The following is a 23,328-nucleotide window of genomic DNA, read 5'->3' as shown; positions in this document are numbered from 1 at the left end:
CCGGCGGCACCCGCCGCCCATCAGCACTCATCAGAGGGGACAGTCACATGAGCATCGTGCAGATCGACGTCGAGGACCTGCGGGCCAAGAGCGGGGCGGTGGAGGGCTCCATCGGCCGCCTCCAGGCGGAGGTGAGCACCATGGAGGCCAACCTGCGCCAGCTGCAGGACACCTGGCGCGGCCAGGCGGCCGCGAACTTCCAGGGTGTGCTCACCGAGTGGCGCGCCACCCAGCAGCGCGTGGAGGAGTCCCTGGCGGGCATCCGCCGCGCGATGGACGCCGCCGCCACCCAGTACCAGGACGCGGAGACCGCCAACGCCGCGATGTTCCGGTTCTGAGCGCCCGGAACGGTCCGGGGTGCGGCCGGCCGGCCGCGCCCCGGTCCGTGCTTCCTAGAGTGGGGGCATGACCGTCCTGATCGACCCGCCCGCGTGGCCCGCCCACGGCACCGTGTTCTCCCACCTCGTCTCCGACGCCTCCCTCGAGGAGCTCCACGCGTTCGCGCGGGCGGCGGGGCTCTCGGAGCGGGCCTTCGACCGGGACCACTACGACGTGCCCGCGCACCGACGCGCCGAGCTCGTGGCCCGCGGGGCGGTGCCCGTCACCGGACGGGAGCTGGTGCGCCGCCTCGCCGCCTCGGGGCTGCGCGTGCCCGCCCGGAGCCGCGCCGAGAAGCGCGACGTCGTCCTCGCCCGGCGCTGGGCGCGGCTGTTCGAGGGCACGGCGGCGAGCCCGGACGCGGTGACGACGGCGGGACGCGACCTGCTGGCCCGCTGGGCGGAGCCGCATCGGCACTACCACGACCCGGCCCACCTGCTCGCGGTGCTCGAGTCCGTGGACCTGCTCGAGCGGGCGGGGGCGGAGACCGGGCCGGATCCGCGTGCGGTCCGCCTGGCCGCGTGGTTCCACGACGCCGTCTACGTCGGGGACCCCGCCGCGCCCGCCGGCCAGGACGAGGCGGACTCGGCCGCCCTGGCCCGGAACGTGCTCACCGACCCGCGGCTGGCCGTGCCGGCCGACCTCGTCGACGAGGTGGCGCGCCTCGTGCTGCTCACCGCCGCCCACGACCCCGCCCCGCACGACGCGGCCGGGGCGGTGCTCTCGGACGCGGACCTCGAGGTCCTCGGCCGCTCCCCCGAGGCCTACGCCCGCTACGTGGCCGCGGTGCGGCAGGACTACGCGCACGTGTCCGACGCGGACTGGACCCGCGGTCGCGGCGCGGTGCTGGACGCCCTGCTGGACGCCGAGCGGCTGTATCGGACCGCGCCCGGCCGAACGCGCTGGGAGGCCGCCGCCCGCCGGAACCTGGCGGCGGAACGGGCCGCGCTGTCGGCCTGAGCGCACTGCCCCGGTGCTGACCCGGGACGCGGCGAGGCCCGCCTCCCCGGCGGGGAGACGGGCCTCGCAGGCTGGGCGCCCGACCGGGCCGGGCCGGCTCAGCGGCTGATCACATCATGCCGCCCATGCCGCCCATCGGGTCCATGCCCTCGGCGCCGGCGGCGGCCTTCTCGGGCTTGTCCGCGACGACGGCCTCGGTGGTCAGGAACAGGCCCGCGATGGACGCGGCGTTCTGCAGGGCCGAGCGGGTCACCTTCACCGGGTCGTTGATGCCGGCGGCCAGCAGGTCCTCGTACTCGCCGGTGGCGGCGTTCAGGCCGTGGCCGTCGTCGAGGGTCTTGACCTTGTCGGCCACGACGCCGGGCTCCAGGCCCGCGTTGAAGGCGATCTGCTTCAGCGGGGCCTCGATGGCGACCTTGACGATGTTCGCGCCGGTGGCCTCGTCGCCCTCGAGCTGCAGGCCGCCGAACGCCTTGGCGCCGGCCTGGATCAGGGCCACGCCGCCGCCGGCGACGATGCCCTCCTCCACCGCGGCCTTGGCGTTGCGCACGGCGTCCTCGATGCGGTGCTTGCGCTCCTTGAGCTCCACCTCGGTGGCCGCGCCGGCCTTGATGACGGCCACGCCGCCGGCCAGCTTGGCGAGGCGCTCCTGCAGCTTCTCGCGGTCGTAGTCCGAGTCGGTGTTCTCGATCTCGGAGCGGATCTGGGCCACGCGGCCGGCGATCTGCTCGGCGTCGCCGGCGCCCTCCACGATGGTGGTCTCATCCTTGGTGATGACCACCTTGCGGGCGGTGCCCAGCAGGTCGAGGGTCGCGTTCTCCAGGGACAGGCCCACCTCGGAGGAGATGACCTGGCCGCCGGTGAGGATGGCGATGTCGGCGAGCATGGCCTTGCGGCGGTCGCCGAAGCCCGGGGCCTTCACGGCCACGGACTTGAAGGTGCCGCGGATCTTGTTGACCACGAGGGTGGCCAGGGCCTCGCCCTCGACGTCCTCGGCGATGATCAGCAGCGGCTTGCCCGACTGCATGACCTTCTCGAGGATCGCCACCATGTCCTTCACGGAGGAGATCTTCGAGTTGACGATGAGGATGTAGGGATCCTCGAGGACGGCCTCCTGGCGGTCCGCGTCGGTCACGAAGTAGCCGGAGATGTAGCCCTTGTCGAAGCGCATGCCCTCGGTGAGCTCGAGCTCGAGGCCGAAGGTGTTGGACTCCTCGACGGTGATGACGCCCTCCTTGCCGACCTTGTCCAGGGCCTCGGCGATGAGGGAGCCGATCTGCTTGTCCGCGGCGGAGATCGAGGCGGTGGCCGCGATCTGGTCCTTGGTCTCGATCTCGCGGGAGGCGGAGAGCAGCTCAGAGGTGACGGCCTCCACGGCCTTCTCGATGCCGCGCTTCAGGGACAGCGGGTCGGCGCCCGCGGCCACGTTGCGCAGGCCCTCGCGGACCAGCGCCTGGGCCAGCACGGTGGCGGTGGTGGTGCCGTCGCCGGCGACGTCGTCGGTCTTCTTGGCGACCTCCTTGACGAGCTCCGCGCCGATCTTCTCGTACGGGTCCTCGAGCTCGATCTCCTTGGCGATGGAGACGCCGTCGTTGGTGATGGTGGGGGCGCCCCACTTCTTCTCCAGCACCACGTTGCGGCCGCGGGGGCCGAGGGTCACCTTCACGGCGTCGGCCAGGGCGTTCAGGCCCTTCTCCAGGCCGCGGCGGGCCTCTTCGTCGAATGCGATGGTCTTGGCCATGTGCAGGTCCTTTCTGGACGTCGGCTTCCTACTGCTGGTGGCTGACCCGCCCCGATGCCCGCGACGGACGGCCCTTGGGGGCCTCACCGGTGGACAGGTCCTCCTCCACGGCGCCGGACCGACCGGGGTACGGCTGGCAGTCGCGCCTTCGGAGTGCTAACCCCATTATGAGCACTCGCACCGGGAGAGTGCAAAGGGTCCGCGGTGCGGGGCCCGCCCTTCCGCGGACGGCGGACGGCCCCCGACAGCACGCCTCGGGAGGCGCCCCGCCGGGGGCCGGAAAGGGTGCGCGGCCGGAACGGCCGCACGACGGGCGGATCAGCCGGTGACGACCACCGCGACGCCGTTCACCTGCAGGTTCGGGGTCTGCAGGACCGGGAAGCCGAGCTCCTTGCCGACCGCCTCGGCGGCGGCCTGGTTGGCCGAGCCGTTGTACAGGACGGTGGAGGACTGGATGCCGTAGCCGCTCCAGTTCTTCGCGTCCACCGAGGTGTAGCCGGCGCTCGTGAGCCGCTGCGCGTAGGAGGCGGCGAGGCCCTGGGTGCGGGTCGCGTTGTACACGGTGACGTGGGTGCCGCGCACGGCCGCGGACTGCGCGGCTGCACGAGAGCTCGACGCGGCCGCAGACTGCGCGGCCGCACGGGAGCTCGACGCGGCCGCAGACTGCGCGGCCGCACGAGAGCTCGACGCGGCCGCAGACTGCGCGGCCGCACGGGAGCTCGACGCGGCCGCGGACTGCGAGCGCGAGGCCTCCGCCGCGGCGGCCGAACGGGACGCGGCGGCGCGCGAGGACTCCGCCGCCTGGACGGCCGCCGCCGACCGGGACGCCTCTGCGGACTGCGCGGCGGCCTCGGAACGCGAGGCCTCCGCCGCCTGTGCCTCGGCGGCGGCACGGGACGACTCAGCGGCCTCCGCGGCGGCACGGGACGACTCGGCGGCCCGGGACGACTCGGCGGCCTCTGCGGCGGCCGCCTCCTGCGCCACCCGCGAGGACTCAGCCGCGGCCGCAGCCGCGGAACGGGACGCCTCCGCCGTGTCCTCGGACGGGGTGGCGGACTCGGTCGCGGATGCAGTCGACACCGACGCGGAGGACGCCGAGGAGGACTCGGACGACGCCGACGTCGACGTCGACGGCTCGACCGCCGGGGCCGTCGTCGAGCTCTCGGCGGCGACGGGCTCGGAGCGGTCGCCGGTGAGCCACGGCAGGACGACGCCCACGAACAGGCCGGCGAGCAGGACGAGGCCGGCCACCCAGAGCAGCGGGCTCAGGCGGCGACCCCCGCCCGCGGCGGTCGCGCCGGCGGCGGCGAAGGACTCGCGGTGCGCGCCGCGCTGGTCCGTGTACTCGGGGACCTCGTCGAAGCGGTCGGGCTGGTAGGCCATGGGTCAGTTCTCCTGGCGGGAAGCGGGCGTGGACGGCGCCGGATCCGCGGGTCCCCTCCGGGCCCGGCTGCGGGTGCCGCGCTTGCGCAGCAGCCGCGTGACCAGCAGGGGTCGGTAGGCCAGGGCGGCCTCACGGTCCAGCAATCCGTTCAACACCTGATAATAGGCGGTCGGAGACAGCCCCAGACGCTCTCGGACGGCGTGGTCCTTGGCCCCGCCGTACCGCCAGGTGGCGGCCTCCAGGTCCAGGACCGCACGCTCCAGGTCCGTCAGCTCGTCCCGTCGCGCCCGCGCGCGGGCACCCTCGTCCGGGGCCGGATCGGGCGAGACGGGCGTGGGGTGGGACATGGCGGCCACTGTACCCACCCGGTCTACCCTCGGGGCATGGAGTTCATCGCGCCCCTGGATCCGGGCTGGGAGGCGGCCCTCGCCCCGCAGGCCGCCGCGTTCGAGCAGGTCGGCGAGGCCCTGCGGGCCCGCCGGGCGGCCGGAGAGCAGGTGCTGCCGGCGCCGGAGCACATCCTGCGGGCGTTCCGTCAGCCGTTCGCGGACGTCCGCGTCCTCGTGCTGGGCCAGGACCCCTACCCGACGCCGGGCCATCCGATCGGCCTGAGCTTCGCGGTGGACCGCCACGTGCGGCCGCTGCCCCGCTCCCTGGCCAACATCCACCGGGAGCTGCACGACGACCTCGGCATCACCCCGCCCGCCCACGGGGACCTCTCCGCGTGGACGGACCAGGGCGTGCTGCTGCTGAACCGCGCCCTCAGCGTGCGGGCCGGCGCACCCGGCAGCCACCGCGGCCTCGGCTGGGAGCAGATCACGGAGGCCGCGGTGCGGGCCCTCTGCGCGCGCGGCACCCCGCTCGTGGGGCTGCTGTGGGGAGCCGACGCGCGGCGCATGGCGCCGCTGCTGACGGCGGCGGGGGCCGGCGTCGTGGAGTCCCCGCATCCCTCGCCCCTGAGCGCCCACCGCGGGTTCTTCGGCTCCCGGCCGTTCAGCCGGGTGAACCGGCTCCTCGAGGCGGCCGGCGCGGCCCCGGTGGACTGGCGCCTGCCCGACTGAGCCGGGCCGCCGGTCAGCCGCGCTGGTGCATCACGAGCTCGGTGGGCAGCAGCGTGCCCATCCGGTCGGTGATCGGCTTGGCCAGGGTGTTGCCGAAGGCGACGCCGGCCGCGATCGCCACGACGATGACCGCGGCGTTGAACAGTCCCTCGACGCCCAGCAGCGTGGCCCCGGTCTCCACGGTGAACCCGTAGACGGACCGGAACATGGTGAGTCCGGGAAGCAGGAACAGCATGGACGGCAGGACGATCACGAGCGCCGGGGCTGCGAGCCGCTGGGCCACCAGGCGGCCGAGGAACCCGACCGCCGCCGCGGCGACCGCGGGCACCAGCCGGTCGCTGACCCCGATCTGCTGTGCGGCCAGGTACGCGCCGAAGCCGGCCCCGGACACGAGACCGCAGGCCAGGATCTGGGGCCACCGCGACTGCTCCACCCCCGCGTCCGCCATGCCCGCGGCCATCACGAGGCCCAGCAGCAGCAGCGGCGGATAGCTCAGCGTCCCCGCCTCGGCCAGGTCCAGCTGTTCGAATCCCACGAGATCCCCGATGCCCACGGCGATCATGATCCCGGCCATCACGCCGGCGAACACGAGCAGCGCGGAGAGGAAGCGGCCCGCGGCGGTCACCGGGAAGCCGTGGATGGCGTCCTGCACCGCGGTGACGAACCTCGCCGTGGGCAGGAGCATCATGATGCCGCCGGCGATCACCAGCGCCGGGTTGACCGGCAGGTCGAGGGCGTGGGCCATCAGCGCGATCACCGTGGCCGTGATCGCCCCGAACATCGTGGAGAAGATCTCCGGGAAGCGCGCCTTGTCCGCCTGGACCTTGAGCCAGAAGACCAGCCAGGTGGAGACCATGCCCAGGGCCGCGCCCGTCCAGGTCCCGCCGATGAACGGCACGAAGCAGGCCACGAACACGCCGGAGAAGAGGACCTCGAAGACGGCGGGGAACGGCTTGGGCTGATGCCGGATCTCCACGAGCCGGCGCTGGGCCTCGGCCCGGTCCACCTCGCCCGCGGCGATCTCCTCGACGAGCCGGTGGACGGCCACGAGCCCCTCGAAGTTCACCGAGGACGAGCGGACCACCCGCTGGAGGGTGAACGGGGCCTCGCCGCGTGAGGAGTCGGGCGCGTAGTTCAGGGAGATGGACTGGTTGGTCAGGTCCACCTCGGTCTCGAGGATCCCGTAGGCCTGCGTGGCCACGATGATCGAGGTCTCCACGTCCAGCGAGGCCGCGCCGAAGCTGAACATCGTCTCGCCCAGCTTGAGCGCGAAGTCCAGGGTCGTGCGGGCCTCAAGGGCCTGCGCCTCCGCGCGGCGCTGCTGCAGCGTGGAGTGCATGCGGCGCCCGTACGGCGAGGAGTGCAGGCGGTCGGCCAGCACGAGCGCCTGCGTCGGCAGGTTCTCGACGAAGACCTCGCGGGAGCGCCGGCCGCGCCGACGCCCGCGCTTCTCGGGCGGGCCCACGGGGACCACCGGGTCCGGGACGGTGATGTCCGGCGCGGGGATCACGTCCGGGGCGGGCAGGGCGCCGTCGGCCTCCGCGGGGGCCAGGACGGAGGTGGGCACCTGCTCGGACAGCGGCGGCTCGGTCAGGGGCGCGTCCGCGGCCGGCTCCGGCAGCGTCTCCTCCGGCTCGGCCGATTCCTCCGGCTCCGGCGCCGGCGCCGGGACCGGATCGGCGGCGGCGGGGCGGACCACGGGCGGCAGCGGTTCGGTCGGCTCGACGGCGACCGCGGCCGCGGCCGGGTGGGCCGACTCCGCCGGGTCGAGGTCGAGCAGGCCGGGGTCCTCCGGGTCGATCGCGAGGTCGCCGACAGCGGCGGCGTCCTCGGCGCCGGCCGGGCGCAGCACGGGGATGAGCGTGGGGACGGCCGGGGGCTCCGCGATGCGGGGGTCGAACCGCGCCGGCTCCTGGGTGCCCTCCTGCTCCATGCGGCTCACCCTCTCCTTCCGTATGCGGGCGCTGGACGCGAGACGGCGGTGGGCCGAGCCCCGCCGACGCGTCCATCCAACCACGCCGACACCTCCCCCGCCGGGGCCTTCGGCACCGCGGACCGGGGATGCGAAAGGGCCCTCCCGGAGGAGGGCCCTGCTGCGGTGGATCTTACTGGACTCGAACCAGCGACCTCTCGCGTGTGAAGCGAACGCTCTAACCAACTGAGCTAAAGATCCGGGCGTCGCCCCATGGGGGTGACAACTCGAAGAACGATACCTCAGGCGGCGTCGCCTGTCCACCCGGGCGACGGCCGCCCCGCGCACGGCGGAGCGGCCGTCGAGAGCCGACGAGCACGTCAGGCGTCGGTCAGCGTGGCGCCGGGCTCGAAACCGCCCTGGGCGACCAACGAGGCCCCGGCGCCCGGGGCGGGCCCCGGTCAGGAGCTGCCGCCGAGGGAGGAGACCGCCCTGGTGGCGTCCGCCAGACCGGCGCCGCAGCCTGCGTAGCAGGTCACCGGCATGGACCGGGCCGTGGACGTGAGGGTGGACTCGACCTGGGCCGGGGTGAGGCTCGGCTGCGCGGCCAGCAGCAGGGCGGCCAGGCCCGCGACGTGCGGGGTGGCCATCGAGGTGCCGTTGTAGGCGGCGTGGCCGGCCGTCGTCGGGGTGGTGGCGCCGTTGTTCACGGTCGAGATGATGTTCGCCCCCGGAGCGGTCACGTCCACGGCGGAGCCGTAGTTCGAGAACGAGGCGCGGGCGCCCTGCGAGGTGGAGGCGGCCACCACGACGGTGTTCTGGCAGTTGGCCGGGCGCACATTGGCGGCGGGCTGGTTCTCGTTGCCCGCGGCCACGACGACGGGCACGCCGCGGGAGACGGCCGCGTTGATCGCGTTCTGGTAGGTGGTGCCGCACATGCCGGAGCCACCGAGGGACATGTTGATGACGTCCGCCGGGTTCGGGTTGGCCGGCACGCCCGCCACCGTGCCGCCGGCAGCCCACACGACCGCGTCGGCGATGTCGGACAGCGAGCCGCCGCACCTGCCGAGCACGCGGATCGGCTGGATCTTCGCGTTCGGCGCCACACCGACGACGCCCTGGGAGTCGGCCACGGCCGCGACGGTGCCCGCCACGTGGGAGCCGTGCCACGAGGAGTCGGAGGCACCGGCGGTGCCGCACTCGCCGGCGGCGTACCAGTCGCCCTCGTCACGCGGATTGGAGTCGCGGCCACCGCCGTCGCGCGCCGCCCTGCCGTCGGAGATGAAGTCGTAGCCGGGCACGACGTTGCGGTCGAGGTCCGGGTGGGAGGTGATGCCGGTGTCGATGACGGCCACGGTCGCACCGGAGCCCGTCGTGCGATCCCACGCCCCGGGGACCCGCATGCCGTGGCTGCCGGTGAAGCCCCACTGCTGCGAGTAGAGGGCGTCCACGGGACTCAGGCCGGTGGCGGTGAGGAGCGCGTCCGGCTCCACGGCCTCGACCGCCCCGGAGGCCTTCAGGTCGGCCATGAACTTCGCGGACTCGGCCTGATCCAGCTTGCGGTCCGCCTTGACCACGCGGGAGCCGAGCGCGGTCTCACGCAGCTCCTTCACGGAGACGCCGGCCTCCTTCGCGGCCTTGCCCCAGGCGTTGGCGCGGCCCTTCGCGTGGGCGTTGGCGGCGGTCTCCTTGTAGGTGACGATGAAGGAGTCGTAGCCGTCGGCGCTCGGGTCCTCGACCTGCGCCGCCGCCAGGGGTGAGGCGGCGGTCGGGCTCGCTGCCGGTGCGGCGGGGGCGCCGCCGGAGGGGGCCGCGAGCGCGGGGGACGAGGTCAGGGTCCCGCCGGCGAGGACGGCGCCGGCCACGAGGGCGCCGATGCGGCGGCGGGTGCTGCGGGGTGTGGAGGACTGCACGGGATCTCCTCGGAGTTCTGGGTCACCGGATGCGGGCGCCCGAGGGGCTCGGGCCAGGGTGACTGAGCTCACGGTAGGGTCACGATTCCGTCACGGCGAGGCCGCGGGCCGAAGTCTGGCGGATGGTCGAGGCATCTCTCGCGGTTCCGCCAGCCGGGCCGGGCGGATGGTCGGGGCGCGCACAGCGGCACCCCAGCGTCGGCCCGCGCCGGACACGACGACGGCGCCGCGCCCTCCCGGCGGAGGTGCGCGGCGCCGTCGGGCCCGCGGTGGGGTGGAGCCCCCTGCCGGATTCGAACCGGCGACCTGCTGTTTACAAGGCAGCTGCTCTGGCCAGCTGAGCTAAGGAGGCCGGCGGCCGGCGCCCGGGGGCGCCGCGGCCGACCCTCCCAGCGTACAAGGCCCGGGCGGACGGCACGGGGCGCCCCCTGCGTGGGGACGCCCCGCGGACCTCGGCGACGGGTCAGCCGGGTCAGCCGGCGATCTTGGCGCCCGCCCAGTCGGCGAAGGTCTTGTCCTCGCCGTCGAGGGCCCAGTTCTTCCCGTCCACGAACACGGTGGGGGTGCCGGCCACGCCGGCGACGCGCGCCTGGCGGGTGGTGTGCTCGACCGCGGAGCGGAACGTGCCGTCCTCGACGCAGGAGGCGATGTCCGCGCCGTGCTCCTGCGCGAGCTGCGTGATCGCCGCGTTGTCCAGGCCCTTGCCCTGGTGCTCGTCGTAGGCGGCGAACAGGGCGGCCACGAAGCCGTTGTAGGCCTCGGGCTTCTGGTCCGCCACGCAGTACGCGGCGTTGGCGGCGCGGGCCGAGTAGTTCTGGTTATTCGGGGCGCTCAGGTAGTCCACCATCCGGTACTCGACCGTGGCCTCACCCTGCTCGAGCCACTGCTCGATCTGGTCCGCGTTGGTGGACTCGAAGTCCGCGCAGTGCACGCAGTTGAAGTCCGCGTAGAGCACGATCCGCGTCGGCTCGCCGTCCGCCCGGGCCTCGGTGTTCGGCAGGGTCTCGGGCTGGGAGCTCGCGGACTGCTTCGGCACCTCGATCTTCGAGGGGTCGACCTCGCGTTCTCCCGCGCCCTCCGCCAGGGCCGTGGCCGAGGCCAACTCGATGCCGCCCTGCTCGTTCGCCACGGCGGGGATGGGGCCGGCGGTGGCGGCGTCGTCGCCGTTGCGGTTGAGCACGAACGCGACGACGAGGCCGATCACGAGCACCACCGCGAGGACCGAGCCCCAGATGACGCCGGTGCGGCGGCGACTGTCCTTCCTGCGCTGCTCCTCCTGGATCTGGCGGGCACGCGCACGAGCGTCCGTCGCCGAGGTGTGCGAGCCTGACATGTTCCGGGCCAAGGGTCCTCCTCGTGGGGCAGTCGGTCCGGGTCGAGCACCGGAGCCGGCGGGCAGCGGGCGCGCCGCGCCAGGCGAGCATAGCGGCCCTGTCTGGAAGGATCGTGACCATGGACACCGCCGAGACCCCCTCCCCCGTCGATCGACTGACCATCACGGGCGCCCCGTCGGGGGACGCGACCGAGGACCCGGCGACGTCTCTGCTCGCCCTGCCCTGGGTGCTCCCCCTCGACATGTGGCCGCGTGAGGTGCTGGCGGCCCTGCCGCGGGGCATCTCCCGTCACGTGGTGCGCTTCGCCCGGATGGGCGGGGGCATCGTGGCGGTGAAGGAGACCACCGAAGAACTCGCGTTCCGCGAGTACCGGCTGCTGCGCCGGCTCGAGCGGAGCCCGGCGCCGTCGGTGGTGCCGGTGGCCGTGGTCACCGGACGCACGGAGGACGACGGCACGCCCCTGCCCGCCGCCCTCGTGACCCGGCACCTGCGCTTCTCCCTGCCGTACCGCGCCGTGTTCTCGGAGCGCCTCGAGCGCCGCACCCTCGTGCGGCTCATGGACGCGCTGGCGACGCTGCTCGTGGAACTGCACCTCGAGGGGTTCATCTGGGGTGACGTCTCCCTGTCCAACGTCCTGTTCCGGCGGGACGCGGGCGGGTTCGCCGCTCACCTGGTGGACGCCGAGACCGGCGAGCTGCGGGAGCGGCTGTCCAACGGCCAGCGCGAGCACGACCTGGACGTGGCCGCCGTGAACGTGGGCGGCGAGCTGCTGGACCTGCAGGCCAGCGGGCTGCTGGACCCGGAGGTGGACCCCGTCACCACGCCGGACCTGCTCGTGGCCTCCTACCGCCGGCTGTGGGACGAGCTGACCGAGCCTCTGCTGTTCCCCCGCGCCGAGCCGTGGCGCCTGGACCGCCGCGTCCGCCGCCTGCAGGAGCTCGGGTTCGAGCTGGCCGAGTACTCACTGCGCGCCGCCGACGCCCCCGGGATGATGATCGCCCGGCCCGTCGAGATCCACGCGGGCTACCACCGCCGTCGGCTGACCCGCCTCACGGGACTCGAGGTCCAGGAGAACCAGGCCCGCCGGCTGCTCGTGGACATCGAGGCCGCCCGCCGGGAGTGGGACCCGTACATGGACATCGAGGCTGCGGCGCACCGCTGGGTGGTGGAGGTGTTCGACCCCGTGGTCCGCTCGGTGCCCCTTGAGCTGCGAGCCAAGCTCGAGCCCGCCGAGGTGATGCACCAGCTCCTCGAGCACCGCTGGTACCTCTCCGAGGCCCGCGGCCGGGCCGTGCCCCTGCAGGAGGCGGTGGACTCCTACGTGGACACGGTGCTGCGGGCCCGCCGCGACGAGGACGCGGTGGCACTGCACCCCACGACCACCATGCTGCGCGCCGTCCCGCCTGCGGACGCGGACTGACGCCGGACACGGCTCAGCGGCGCAGGAGCAGGAAGCCGGGGGCCGGGACCGCCGCCGGCACCGTGCCGGGGCCGAGCGGGCCGTGGTCGCCGTGGCCGGCGAGCAGCTCCGCCCGCGTCAGGTCCGCGGGCACGGGAAGCGGCTCCGCGCCGAGGGCGACGAGCAGGACGACGTCGGCGTCCTCGCCGGCGCGGGTGAGGCGCACGTGGCGCCGGGCCGCGTCCACCTCGGCCCGGACGCGGTCGCGGCGAGGGTCGGTGAACTGGGGCAGCGTGCGGCGCAGGCCGATCAGGGTGCGGTAGGCGGCGAGCACGCGCACCCCGCGGCCCTGGCCGTCCGTGCCGCCCGCGGCCTCCGCCCAGTCCAGCACCGCCGCGTCCCGCGTCGCGGGGTCCTGCGGGTCGGGGACGTCGGCCGGGTCCCAGCCGTGGGCGGCGAACTCGCGGCGTCGTCCCTGCCGGACGGCGTCCCCGAGCTCGGGCTCGCGGAACGAGGTGAAGAACGGCCACGGCGTCGAGGCCGCGAACTCCTCCCCCATGAAGAGCATCGGCACGTGCGGGCCGGTCAGCAGCAGGGCGGCCTCGGCCGCGAGCGCACCCTCGGACAGGGCGGCAGCGGTGCGGTCGCCGCCGGCACGGTTGCCCACCTGGTCGTGGTTCTGGATGCTGGCCACCCACGCGTGGTTGGGGACAGCCTCCGGCACGGGGCGCCCGTGGTCACGGCCGCGGAAGGTGGAGCGGGTGCCGTCGTGGAAGTAGGTGCGCTCCATGACCTTGGCCACCGCCTCCAGCGGGGCGAAGTCCGCGTAGTAGCCGTGGGTCTCCCCCGTCGCGGCCACGTGCAGGGCGTGGTGGACGTCGTCGTTCCAGGCCGCGGCGAGGCCGAGCCCGCCGGCGTGGCGGGGCAGCACCAGACGCGGGTCGTTGAGGTCGGACTCGGCCAGGAGGGGCACGGGTCGGCCGGCACGGGCCGCGATCCCGTCCGCGAGCGCGGCCCTCTCCTCGAGCAGGTGCACGGCGCGGGCGTCCCGCAGGGCGTGCACCGCGTCCAGGCGCAGCCCGTCCACGCGCATCTCCTCGAGCCAGAAGCGGACGTTGTCCAGGACGAGCCGGCGCACCTCGTCCGAGTCGGCGCCGTCCAGGTTCAGGCCGTCGCCCCAGCCGGTGCCGCCCTGACCCAGATACGGCCCGAACACCTGCAGGTAGTTGCCGGAGGGGCCCAGGTGGTTGTGCACGACGTCCTGGACCACGCCGAGGCCGGCGGCGTGGGCGGCGGCCACGAAGCGGCGGTAGGCGGCGGGGCCGCCGTAGGACTCGTCGACGGCGAACCACGCCACCCCGTCGTAGCCCCAGTTCCGCGGCCCGGGGAAGGAGTTCACCGGCAGCAGCTCGACGTGGGTGACCCCGAGGTCCGTCAGGTGCGGCAGGCGGGCGATGGCGGCGTCGAGGGTCCCCTCGGCCGTGAAGGTCCCCACGTGCAGCTCGTAGAGGACGGCGCCGCGCAGGCCCCCGCCCTGGGGTGCGGCCGGATCGGACTCCACCCCGGGCGGCCCGGTCCAGCCCTCGTCCGGCCACGCGAAGGCGCGGCCGGCGACGTCGCGGCGGGAGGGCCCGTGGACCGTGTCGGGCTGGCGGCGGGAGCGGGGGTCCGGCACGGGGTCCGCCCCGTCCACGCGGTAGCCGTAGCCGGGGTCGGCCGGCGGCTGGGCGGCGTCGAGGCCGAGGGTGGCCAGCGGGTCCTCCGTGGGCGTCCACCAGCCTCCGGCGGCGGGGTCCATGGCCACGACGGCGGCGACGGGCCAGCGGTCCTCGGCGTCGTGCAGGGCGCCGGGCTCGGTGTCGACGAGGACGAGGTCGACGCTCTCTGCGTGCGGCGCCCACACTGCGTAGGGGACGACGCGCGCGGCGTCGACGGCGGCCCGCTCGGCCGCGGCGGGGTCCAGGGGGTCGGAGCCGATCGGGTGCAGGCCCGGGGCGGGGGCGTCGGCCGGACGGGGCTCGGTCACGGGGCGGTCCTCTCTCGGCGGTCGGACGGGGCGTGCGCCGGGACGAGCAGCGCGACGGGCAGGGTGCTGAGCAGTTCGTCGAGGCGCACGGCGCCGCGCGCGTCAGGGTGGACGGGGTGGCCGGTGACGGCGTCCTCCCACCGGCCGGCCGGCACGGTCACGACGGTCTCGCCCCAGCCGCCCGCGGCCGCCAGGCGGACGGGCCAGCGGGTGGCCACGGCGAGCGCCCCGCCCCGGTCGAACGCGATCGCGTGCTCGGCGGCGGGGCCGGAGACGTCGAGGGGGCGGTGGCCGGTGAACAGCTCGGGCCGGTCGCGGCGGGTGCGCAGCACGCCGGCCACGACGGCCAGCTTGGCGGCGGCGGGGTCGTCGAGGCCGGGCGTGTGGCCGGCGTCGAGGCGGTCCAGCAGGTCGGCCCGGGCCGCGAAGTCCACGGGGCGGCGGTTGTCCGGGTCCACGAGGGTGGGGAAGGGCACCTCCGTGCCCTGGTAGACGTCGGGGACGCCGGGGGCGGCGAGCTGGACGAGCTTGTGGCCGAGCTGGACCACCAGGCCGGGCTCGGCGATGCGGTCCGCGACGGCCTGCAGCACGCCCCGCGCAGGCCCCTCGGGGGAGGTGACGGCGGCGGCGAGCGCGGCGAGCCGGGCCTCGAACTCGGGGTCCTGGTCCGTCCAGGTGGTGGCCAGGGCCGCCTCGCGGGAGGCCTTCTGCAGGAAGCCGAGGATCCGCTCCTCCTCCGGCGCGGTGCCGTCCGTGGGCCAGACACCCACGATGGACTCCCAGAGCAGCCGCTCCGCGTCGGGGTGGCCGAGCGGGTGGAGGCGCCTCAGCTCCGCGAGCTCGGCGGCCCAGCGGTCGGGCTCCTCGGCGAGCACGGCGATGCGGGCGCGCACGTCCTCGCCGCGCTTGGTGTCGTGGGTGCTCAGGGTGGTCATGGCCGTCGGCCAGGCGGCCTGGCGCGCCTGCTGGGCGGCGTGGAAGTCGGCCAGGGACAGGGCGACGTGGGAGGGGTCTCCGCCGACCTCGTTCAGATTGGCCCACCGGGTGTACCGGTAGAAGGACCGGTCCTCGACGCCCTTGGCCATCACCATGCCGGAGGTCTGCTGGAACCGGCGGGCCACGGGCGAGTCCGGGTCGGTCAGCTCGGGCCGCAGGTCGCCGAGCACGTCGGCGAGGCCCGGCTCCGCCGCGGCCGCGTCCGCCAGCGCGCCCTCGAGCACGGCCAGGCCCACGGGCAGGTAGGTGCGGTACACGGGCAGGCGGGCGAGCACGGCGGCGAACGCGGCGGCCACGTCCTCGTCCGGGTGGGCGTTGAGGGCGTGCACGGTGCGGACCTCCCGGACCAGCCGGGCGGTCTCGGCCGCGAGGGAGCCGGTGGCCACGTCGTGCTTGGCCCGCACCACGGCCTCGTCCCACTCCCGACGACGGCGCGCGTCCTCGGCCGCATCGCCCGCGGCCTCGGGATGCATGAAGACGCGTTCGACCTCGCCGAGCGCGTCGTAGCCGGTGGTCCCGTCCACGGGCCAGTCCGCGGGCAGCGACTCACCGGGCTCGAGGATCTTCTCCACCACGAGGTAGCCCTCCGGCAGGACGTGGGAGCGCAGGCGCCGCGTGTAGCCGGCCGGGTCCGCCAGGCCGTCCGGGTGGTCCACGCGCAGCCCGTCCACGAGCCCTTCGCGGACCCAGCGGGCGGGTTCGGCATGGACGACGTCGAAGACCTCGGGCTCCTCCACCCGGACGCCCGCAAGCGTGGTGACGGTGAAGAAGCGGCGGTAGTTCAGCTCGGCGTCGCCGCGGCGCCAGCCGACCAGCCGGTAGTGCTGGCGGTCGTGGACGGCGCGGGCCAGGCGGGCCTGCTCCGCGGTCGGCTCCTTCGCCGGGTCCGCCGCCGCGAAGACCTCCGCGGCGCGCAGCCCGGTCTCCGTCTCGGCGGCCTCGAGCGATCCGGGGGCGAGGGGGTAGACGTTGTCCCAGTAGCGCAGACGGCCGCCCTCGGCGTCGACGACGAGACGGTCCAGCTCCGCGTTCGCGTCCCCGTCAGGGCCGTCTCCCAGCACGGGGATGAGCAGGGAGCCGCCGCCGGCCGCCCAGTCCACGTCGAACCACGCCGCATGCGCCGCCTCGGGACCGTGGGTGAGCACGTCCCACCACGCCGGATTGGCCTGGGGCGTGGCCACGCCCACGTGGTTCGGCACGATGTCGATGAGCACGCCCATGCCCGCCTCGTGCGCGGCGCGCGCGACCGCGTCCAGTCCCTCGGCCCCGCCGCGGGCGGCGTCCAGCCGCGTGGGGTCCACGACGTCGTACCCGTGGTCGGAGCCGGGCTCGGCCTCGAGCAGCGGCGAGAGGTAGAGCCAGTCCACGCCCAGGCGCCGCAGATAGGGCACGAGCCCGGCCACGGACTCCAGCGGCAGATCCGGGCTGACCTGGAGCCGGTAGGTGGACGCGGGGGCGGAACGGACGGTCGAGGTGCTCACGCGGCGACGCTAACAGAGGCCCCCGACGCGGCATCAGGCCCGACGGGCCGGGGCGGGAAGGTCAACGCGTCTCGACCGGACGGGCGAAGATGTCCTCCCCGACGACGGGCTCGCCCGAGGACTCCAGCAGGACCATCTCGTCGCGCAGCACGGTGCCGTCGGCCTGGGTCAGATCGGCCACGAAGCCGGGGCCGGACTGGCGGATGCGCTCGATCGAGGTGTAGCCGTACTTGGCCGTCAGGTTCTGACGCAGCGTGTCCAGCCCCGCCAGGTGCGTCCACACACCCACGCCGGCCAGCACGGCCGCGACCGCCAGCATCACGGCCCCCACCCGGCGCTGCAGCCGGGTGTTGTCCAGGACGTCCACCTCGGTGTTGCGTCCGTGCGCGTCAGCGTGCCGGCGGTGTCGGCGCTCACGCCAGATCCCGGCGGCCAGCAGGATGCCGCCGACGACGAGCGCGAGGGCGGCCGCCCAGTAGGCGAGCCAGGGGGTGAAGAGGTTGACGGGCTCGAAGGTCATGCCCCCAGTGTGACATCCCTCACGTCTGTGGGTCGCTCAGGGCAGGCCGGCGCCGCGTGCCGCGGTCCACAGGCGGTGCCACTGCGCGGAGTCCATCGCCTCGCCCGCGGCGGCCGCCTCGGCGCACGCGGCGACGCGCTCCGGGTCCTGGGTGCCGATCACGGGCCGCACGCCCCACGGCAGGCGCAGCAGCCAGGCGAGCACCACGGCCTCCCGACTGACGCCCAGCTCCGCCGCGACCTCGCCGACGACGCCGGCCGCGCCGTCGTCGCCGGAGCTGAACCGACCCTGCCCCAGCGGACCCCAGGCCTGCAGCTCGATCCCCTCCGCGGCGCACACCGGGCCGAGGCGCCCGGCGTCGGCGTCCGCGGGGGCGTCCGGGTGGTTGGCGAGCACGACCGCCTCCACGAGGGTGCGGTGGTGCAGGCCGAGCTCGACCTGGACGCACGCCAGCCCGGTCCCGTCCGCCGCCTGGCTCTCGAGCTCGCGCTGGAACTCGAGGACGCGGCCCACGCCGAGGTTGGAGACGCCCAGCTTGCCGACCAGGCCCGCCTCCCGCGCGTCGAGGAAGGCGCGCACGGTGTCGGCCACGGGCGTGAGGACGTCGGGCCGGTGGATGATCAGGGTGTCCACGCGCTGCTCGCCGAGGCGGGACAGCGAGCCCTCCAGCGAGGCGCGCACGTGCTCGGGCGAGGAGTCGTAGCGGGTCAGACGCCGCCCGGCCGGGTCCGTCTCGTGCAGGACGATCCCGCACTTGGTCTGCACCTTCAGGGCGGAGCGCTCCTCGTAGGGCAGCTCGTGCAGCAGCCGGCCGACGGTCTCCTCGGAGCGGCCGGCCCCGTAGATGTCCGCGGTGTCCAGCAGGTCGACGCCGGCCTCGATCCCGGCGCGCAGGGCGCGGCGGGCACGCTCCACGGCCGCCTCGGCCTGCGCTGCGCCCGCGGGCCCCTCCGGCCCCGCCCCCGGATCGGCGTCCGGGGGCGGCGGGGGAACGGACCCCCAGGCCATGGTCCCGAGGACGATCGGGGTGGCCGGGGTCGGGTCGAGGTCGAGCGGCGGATGCGTGGAGGCTGTGCTCATGGCCTCACCGTCTCACGTCCGCCCGCCCCGGGTCCGGACCCGCCGCCCTGTGATGGGATGGGTCCATGAAGCTCGCCACGTTCCGCCAGCCCGACTCCGACGCCGCCTACCCCGGCGCCACGTTCGCCGCGGTCATCACCTCCGTGCACCCCGAGGACCCCGAGGTCGCCGTGCGCGCCGTCGCCCTGCCGGACTGTCGCGACGTCGGCGAGTACCTCACCGCCACGCCGGAGGAGCAGCGGGAGATGGTGGAGGGTGCCCTCCGCGCGGCGCAGGCCGACCGGTCCCTCCTGCTGGACACCTCCGGCCTCGTCTACGACACGCTCGTGCCCTTCCCCACCAAGGTGTTCTGCGTGGGCCTGAACTACACGAACCACATCGACGAGACGGGCCTGGATCGCCCCGAGCATCCGACGCTGTTCGCGAAGTTCCCGCAGTCCCTCACGGGTGCGCTGGACCCGATCGAGGTCCCCGAGGAGGACCACCGGGTCGACTACGAGGGCGAGCTGTGCATCGTGGTCGGGGAGCCGGGCCGACGCATCGCCGTCGAGGACGCCCCGGAGCACATCGCGGGCTACGCGGTGGCCAACGACATCTCCATGCGCGGCTTCCAGGGCCGCACCTCCGAGTGGCTGCAGGGCAAGGTGTGGGAGGCCTCGACGCCCGTGGGTCCGTGGCTGGTCACCCCGGAAGAGTTCCCGGCGGACGCGCGCGTCCTCACGCACGTCAACGGTGAGCTGCGTCAGGAGGACAGGGTCGCCGACGTCGTCTTCTCCCCCGCCGAGCTGGTCTCCTACGCCTCGCAGCTGATCACCCTGAACCCGGGTGACCTGATCCTGACCGGCACGCCCGCAGGGGTCGCCCTGGCCCGCCGGGACGCCGAGGGCCGCCGCCCGTGGCTGCGTCCCGACGACGTCGTCGAGGTGGAGATCACCGGGCTGGGACGCCAGCGCAATGAGCTCGTCTGAGGCGGCGCCGGCGGACGCCCTGCCCCGCGTCGTCGGCATCCTCGGTGCGGGGCGGGCGGGCACCGCGCTGGCACGTGCGATCGCGCGCATCCCCCGCCTCTCCCCGGGCACGGCCGCCCCGCGGGTGATGGTCGCGGGCACGCGGCGCCCCGCGGCGGTCCAGCGCCACCTGACGATCTACGCGCCCAAGGCCGTCGCCGTGTCGGCCGAGGACCTGGCGGCGGAGGCGGAGCTCGTCGTCGTGGCCGTGCCGCGCGAGGCGCTCGACGACGTCGACCCGCTCGCCCTCGCCGGGCCGGCCACGCGCGCCGTGGTGGACCTGACCAACACGTGGCCGGGCGAGCCCGTCCCGGCGTGGCTCGACGACGACGGCTCGCCCGGCTCCGTCCGGATCGCCGCGCGCTGGGCCGCCGCGGGGCTGCGCGTTCCCGTCGTGCGCGCGTTCTCGGAGATCTCGCATCACGACCTCGGAGATGCCGGGCGTGCCACAGCCCCGCGCCGCGCCCTCGCGGTGGGCACCGAGCCGGCCGACGCGACGGCCGACCCGGCCGCGGTCGCCGCCGCGCGCGACACGGTGATCGCCCTCGTCACGGCGATGGGCTTCGACGCGGTCCCCTACACGGGCCTCGACCGGGCCGGGGCCCTCGAGCCGGGGGCGGCGGGGTTCGGCACTGCGCACGACGCCGGCCGGCTCGCCGTGCTGCTCGCCGACGCGTCCACCGGCTGAGGCGACACCGGCCCTGCGGTGCCTACGCTGGGCGGGACCGCCGACCCCTCCAGGAGGCCCCCGTGACCCGTCCGACGCACCGCACCGCCCGCCGCACGCTCGCCGCGGTCGCCCTGTCCGCCGCCGCCCTCACCGGACCGGCGGCGGCCGCCACCGTCGTCGCCCTGCCGGTCGCGGCGGGGGTGACGGGCGCCGTCGTGGCCGCCGCGCCGCAGGCCCACGCCGTGGCCTGGGACCGGGTGGAGCTCGTGGATGACGCGGGCGTGATCGACCCCGCCCAGCTGCGCCGTGACCTGGCGGGGATCGAGTTCCGGGAGCCGACCCGCGTCGCCGTGGTCACCGAGCGCGGCCCGGACCTCTCCGCGCTGGACGACGACCGCGCGTCCCAGGCGTTCAACGGGCGGGTGCTCGAACGGGCTCGCGCCGAGCACCCGGACTGGCTCAGCGCGGACGGCCAGAAGTGGGCCGACGGCCTCGTGATCGTGGCGCTCGACCCGGACAACCGGGTGATCGGGGTGTACGTGGGCGAGGACCGGATGCTCAGCACGGACCAGCTGCGGGAGGTGCGCGAGGCCGGCCACGAGGCGGCCCGTGCGGCCCGATGGACGGACACGGTCGTGGAGGTGACGGGCGCCGCCGCAGAGCTGATCGGGCGCCCCTGGTGGCAGGCTCCCGAGCTGTGGTTCGGCGCGGGGATCGTCGGTGTGGCGGGCGGCGGCGCCGCGGCCGCGGTGCTCGCGAGCCGACGGCGTCGCCGCCGCCGGACGGCCGACCTGCTGGCCGAGGCCCGCACCCACCTGACCTCCGTCACCCTGGAGATGGACGCCACCGAGGTGAACGCGTCCACGGTGCCTGAGGACTCGCCCCACGCGGCCGCGCTGATGGAGCGCTTCCGCGGCTTCCGGCGCCAGGCGCTCGACGCGTCGGCGGAACTGGACCGCCTCGAGGCCCTGCCGGAGCGCAGCCTGCATCGCACGGAGCATGCCCGGGCCGCGGAGGACGTCCGGGACCGCGCCCGTGAGCTCGACCGCCTCGACGACGCCGTGGCCGCGGCGAACACCTTCCTCAACCGCCACCCGGGGTGGCCGGCGGCGTGGGACCAGCAGACCGCCCCGCTGCGGGCCGACCTGGACGCCGTCGGCACGCTGGCCTCCTCCGTCGGCTCCGCCGGACCCGTCCGGTCCGCGGTCGCCGCGCTGGAGTCCTTCCGCGCCGAGGCGCAGGACCGGCTCGAGGCGCTGGGCGCGGACCTGCAGGAGGAGCGCCTGACCCCGGCCGCGGCGCTGGACGAGCTGGACGCGCTGCGGCGTCGCCTGACCGGGCTGGTCTCCGCCCTCGCCGACGCCGAGGTGGCGGCCTTCGGCAAGGACGAGGCCGAGCGTGAGCTGCTGCGCGACGAGCTGCGCTCGCACCGTGGCCCGGCCCGGTCCGCGCGCGGCTCGATCCTGGACTCCGCGTTGCCGGCGGATGCCTACTGGACGGTGGTGGCCTTCACCACGGGCCACCAGGCCGGCGAGCGGTCCGTCCAGGACCACCGCCAGGCGCAGTCCAGCTCCTCCGGGACCGGCTACGGATCCTCGGGCGGCTCGTTCTCCGGGGCGGGCTCGTCCGGCCGATTCTGAGGCGATCGGGGCCGGATCTGAGCCGGAAGCTCGTCCGGGCCGGGCACCCGGTCCCTGGCCCCCCGCCCCGTTCTGCGAGACAGTGAAGGACCATGACCGCCGCTGACACCCCCGCACCCCGTCAGGACCCCCTCGCGTTCTTCCTCGACAAGGCCGTGCCCGAGGCGTGGCACGCGGTCGGGCCGCTGGCCTCGGCCGCGCGCGATGCCGCCGAGCAGGCCGGGCTGGACCGGCAGCTCGTGGAGCTCGTGAACCTCCGGGTCTCCCAACTCAACGGCTGCGTGTTCTGCCTGGACCGGCACACCCGCCAGGGCGCCGACGCCGGCCTGAGCGTGCAGCGCCTGGGGCTGCTGCCGGCGTGGCGTGAGGCCGGGGCCGTGTACTCGGAGCAGGAGCGCGCCGCGCTCGAGCTCGCCGAGGCGGTCACGGACCTCCCCGAGCAGGAGCAGCTGAACTACGTGCAGGCCTCCACGGCCGCCGTGCTCACGGACGCCCAGTACGCGGCCGTGCAGTGGGTCGCGATCGTGATGAACCTGACGAACCGCATCTCGATCCTGTCCCATCACCCCGTGCGGCGCCGGGACGGCTGACCCCTTCCCCGTCGCCGGCCCGGCGGCGGGGTCCACCGAGGAACGAGAGGACCGACCATGACCGAGCAGACCCCGAGCCTGGAGCACCCGCAGGTCCGCAAGAACGCGGAGGGGTACGAGATCGTCGTCGATGACGCGGGCACGGTGGCCGGCTTCACGGTGGCGATCGACGACGACACCGCCGACGGCCCGGCCCAGCGGATCTTCCCGCACACCAAGGTCGACCACGAGTACGAGGGCCGGGGCTTGGCCTCGATCCTCGTGCGCGAGGCGCTGGAGGACACCGTGGCCGCGGGCCGCCGGATCGTCCCCGTGTGCCCGTACGTGAAGGACTGGGTGGACGAACACGACGACGTGGCCGGCGAAGTGGACCCGGCGCGCCCCGAGCATCTGCGGTTCCTGGAGTCCCGCCAGGACTGACGCCCCGCACCCGACTGCACCCACAGACGAGAAGAGCCCCCGCCGGATCGGCGGGGGCTCTTTCTGGTCGGGGTGACAGGATTTGAACCTGCGGCCTCGTCGTCCCGAACGACGCGCGCTACCAAGCTGCGCCACACCCCGTTGGAGGTCTCAGACCTGAATCCAACAGAGTGCGACTATACCAGCCACACCGGGTGCCGCCAAACCGAGATGCGGGGCAGAATCGCACGCATGAGACCTCTGCGCACCCGACGAATCCGAGAGAGGCCGGCATGAGCTGGTGGCCGTTCCTGCGTCCCTCCGCGAGCCCCTCCCCCGACGACGACGGCGCCCCGGCCGCTGCCGAGCTCGAGGAGGCCGTGGCCGCCCTGCGACAGCTGTTGCGCGCGGAGCGGCACCGGCTGCGCCCGGACAGCTGGGCCCTCGCGTGGGAGATGGTCGAGCACGCCGCCGAGTACGCCCCGGCCTGGACTCGCCTGCAGCGCACACGGCCCGTGGAGGCCCAGGAGCTCGTGCTCGCCCTCACCGGGCGCTTGGAGCCGCTGCTGCGCGACTTCCTCGCGCTCCCCGACTCGGAGAAGCCGGCCCATGCCGACGCCGTGCACGCGCGCCTTCTGGAGCAGAGCACGGAGCACGGCCGGCTGCGCCGCCGACTCACCCGCGCGCTCACGGCGCGGCTGCGGGCCGGCGAGGAGTTCTGAGCGCCGCGGGGAATGCACCCGGGAACGCAGAAAGCCCCGTGCAGATCGCACGGGGCCGCCCGGTGAATCCTCCCCGGAATGCGGGAAGGGCCTCGCACCAACAGTGCGAGGCCCT

At 75.0% G+C, this 23,328-nt stretch carries 20 protein-coding genes and 3 tRNA genes; 10 read left to right on the top strand and 13 right to left on the bottom strand.

From position 1 onward, the window contains the following. Positions 1-47: 47 nt before the first annotated feature. Positions 48-338 carry a WXG100 family type VII secretion target gene (locus tag AUV08_RS09590; RefSeq protein WP_010079419.1) on the top strand — a complete coding sequence of 97 codons (291 nt, stop codon included), beginning with the start codon at positions 48-50 and terminating at the stop codon, positions 336-338. Between the two features lie 67 nt (positions 339-405). After that, positions 406-1,338 carry a DUF4031 domain-containing protein gene (locus tag AUV08_RS09585; protein WP_061867186.1) on the top strand — a complete coding sequence of 311 codons (933 nt, stop codon included), beginning with the start codon at positions 406-408 and terminating at the stop codon, positions 1,336-1,338. 109 nt (positions 1,339-1,447) lie between these two features. On the opposite strand, the gene groL is transcribed toward AUV08_RS09585, so the two are convergent. The 3 genes from groL to AUV08_RS09570 form a co-directional block, all read right to left on the bottom strand. Next, the gene (gene groL, locus AUV08_RS09580) at positions 1,448-3,079 is read right to left on the bottom strand and encodes a chaperonin GroEL (RefSeq protein WP_061867187.1); all 1,632 of its coding nucleotides are present in this window, start codon (positions 3,077-3,079) and stop codon (positions 1,448-1,450) included. Between the two features lie 318 nt (positions 3,080-3,397). Beyond that, complete coding sequence (locus tag AUV08_RS09575; RefSeq protein WP_061867188.1) at positions 3,398-4,462, bottom strand: LytR C-terminal domain-containing protein; 1,065 nt, start codon at positions 4,460-4,462, stop codon at positions 3,398-3,400. Positions 4,463-4,465: 3 nt separating this feature from the next. Next, complete coding sequence (locus tag AUV08_RS09570) at positions 4,466-4,810, bottom strand: DUF3263 domain-containing protein (RefSeq protein WP_205805498.1); 345 nt, start codon at positions 4,808-4,810, stop codon at positions 4,466-4,468. Between the two features lie 36 nt (positions 4,811-4,846). On the opposite strand from AUV08_RS09570, the gene AUV08_RS09565 reads away from it, so the two are divergent. Then, positions 4,847-5,524 (top strand): uracil-DNA glycosylase, encoded by a 678-nt coding sequence (locus AUV08_RS09565; protein ID WP_036382484.1) that lies wholly within the window; start codon positions 4,847-4,849, stop codon positions 5,522-5,524. Between the two features lie 13 nt (positions 5,525-5,537). Here AUV08_RS09565 and AUV08_RS09560 read toward each other — a convergent pair whose 3' ends face one another. From AUV08_RS09560 to AUV08_RS09540, 5 genes are all read right to left on the bottom strand, one after another. After that, the gene (locus AUV08_RS09560; protein WP_061873220.1) at positions 5,538-7,457 is read right to left on the bottom strand and encodes a threonine/serine exporter ThrE family protein; all 1,920 of its coding nucleotides are present in this window, start codon (positions 7,455-7,457) and stop codon (positions 5,538-5,540) included. 166 nt (positions 7,458-7,623) lie between these two features. Next, a tRNA-Val gene (locus AUV08_RS09555) sits at positions 7,624-7,697 on the bottom strand. 200 nt (positions 7,698-7,897) lie between these two features. After that, entirely contained in the window at positions 7,898-9,349 is a 1,452-nt protein-coding gene (locus tag AUV08_RS09550) for a S8 family peptidase (RefSeq protein WP_231862070.1), read from the bottom strand. Between the two features lie 275 nt (positions 9,350-9,624). Beyond that, a tRNA-Thr gene (locus tag AUV08_RS09545) sits at positions 9,625-9,701 on the bottom strand. 120 nt (positions 9,702-9,821) lie between these two features. Next, a complete protein-coding gene (locus AUV08_RS09540) occupies positions 9,822-10,682 on the bottom strand; it encodes a thioredoxin domain-containing protein (protein WP_231862071.1) in 861 nt (286 codons plus the stop codon). Between the two features lie 119 nt (positions 10,683-10,801). Here AUV08_RS09540 and AUV08_RS09535 point away from each other — a divergent pair, with 119 nt between their 5' ends. Continuing rightward, on the top strand, positions 10,802-12,103 hold the full coding sequence (locus AUV08_RS09535; protein ID WP_061867192.1) for a DUF4032 domain-containing protein: 1,302 nt from the start codon (positions 10,802-10,804) through the stop codon (positions 12,101-12,103). A gap of 13 nt (positions 12,104-12,116) precedes the next feature. On the opposite strand, the gene treZ is transcribed toward AUV08_RS09535, so the two are convergent. The 4 genes from treZ to AUV08_RS09515 form a co-directional block, all read right to left on the bottom strand. Continuing rightward, entirely contained in the window at positions 12,117-14,108 is a 1,992-nt protein-coding gene (gene treZ / locus AUV08_RS09530) for a malto-oligosyltrehalose trehalohydrolase (protein WP_061873219.1), read from the bottom strand. Beyond that, on the bottom strand, positions 14,105-16,585 hold the full coding sequence (gene treY / locus AUV08_RS09525) for a malto-oligosyltrehalose synthase (RefSeq protein WP_061867194.1): 2,481 nt from the start codon (positions 16,583-16,585) through the stop codon (positions 14,105-14,107). The genes treZ and treY overlap by 4 nt, the downstream gene beginning before the upstream one ends. Before the next feature lie 61 nt (positions 16,586-16,646). Next, a complete protein-coding gene (locus AUV08_RS09520; protein WP_061867195.1) occupies positions 16,647-17,105 on the bottom strand; it encodes a hypothetical protein in 459 nt (152 codons plus the stop codon). 36 nt (positions 17,106-17,141) lie between these two features. Further along, the gene (locus AUV08_RS09515; RefSeq protein ID WP_061867196.1) at positions 17,142-18,185 is read right to left on the bottom strand and encodes an aldo/keto reductase; all 1,044 of its coding nucleotides are present in this window, start codon (positions 18,183-18,185) and stop codon (positions 17,142-17,144) included. 65 nt (positions 18,186-18,250) lie between these two features. Here AUV08_RS09515 and AUV08_RS09510 point away from each other — a divergent pair, with 65 nt between their 5' ends. The 5 genes from AUV08_RS09510 to AUV08_RS09490 all read left to right on the top strand — a co-directional run bounded on the left by AUV08_RS09510 (position 18,251) and on the right by AUV08_RS09490 (position 22,512). Beyond that, complete coding sequence (locus tag AUV08_RS09510) at positions 18,251-19,153, top strand: fumarylacetoacetate hydrolase family protein (RefSeq protein ID WP_020625724.1); 903 nt, start codon at positions 18,251-18,253, stop codon at positions 19,151-19,153. Further along, positions 19,140-19,880, top strand: coding sequence for an NADPH-dependent F420 reductase (locus tag AUV08_RS09505; RefSeq protein WP_061873218.1), 741 nt, complete (start codon positions 19,140-19,142; stop codon positions 19,878-19,880). Before AUV08_RS09510 ends, AUV08_RS09505 begins: the two co-directional genes overlap by 14 nt. A gap of 62 nt (positions 19,881-19,942) precedes the next feature. Further along, positions 19,943-21,502 (top strand): DUF5129 domain-containing protein, encoded by a 1,560-nt coding sequence (locus AUV08_RS09500; protein ID WP_061867198.1) that lies wholly within the window; start codon positions 19,943-19,945, stop codon positions 21,500-21,502. 92 nt (positions 21,503-21,594) lie between these two features. Then, entirely contained in the window at positions 21,595-22,092 is a 498-nt protein-coding gene (locus tag AUV08_RS09495; RefSeq protein WP_061867199.1) for a carboxymuconolactone decarboxylase family protein, read from the top strand. Between the two features lie 57 nt (positions 22,093-22,149). After that, entirely contained in the window at positions 22,150-22,512 is a 363-nt protein-coding gene (locus AUV08_RS09490; protein WP_061867200.1) for a GNAT family N-acetyltransferase, read from the top strand. A gap of 64 nt (positions 22,513-22,576) precedes the next feature. On the opposite strand, the gene AUV08_RS09485 is transcribed toward AUV08_RS09490, so the two are convergent. Continuing rightward, a tRNA-Pro gene (locus tag AUV08_RS09485) sits at positions 22,577-22,653 on the bottom strand. 131 nt (positions 22,654-22,784) lie between these two features. On the opposite strand from AUV08_RS09485, the gene AUV08_RS09480 reads away from it, so the two are divergent. Continuing rightward, positions 22,785-23,213 (top strand): hypothetical protein, encoded by a 429-nt coding sequence (locus tag AUV08_RS09480; protein WP_061867201.1) that lies wholly within the window; start codon positions 22,785-22,787, stop codon positions 23,211-23,213. The last annotated feature ends 115 nt before the right edge of the window (positions 23,214-23,328 follow it).

Source organism: Micrococcus sp. CH7 (assembly GCF_001595485.1).
Classification (GTDB): Bacteria; Actinomycetota; Actinomycetes; order Actinomycetales; family Micrococcaceae; genus Micrococcus; species Micrococcus luteus.
Note: the sequence above shows the minus strand (reverse complement) of the source record. Positions and strands in the feature narration are given on the sequence as shown.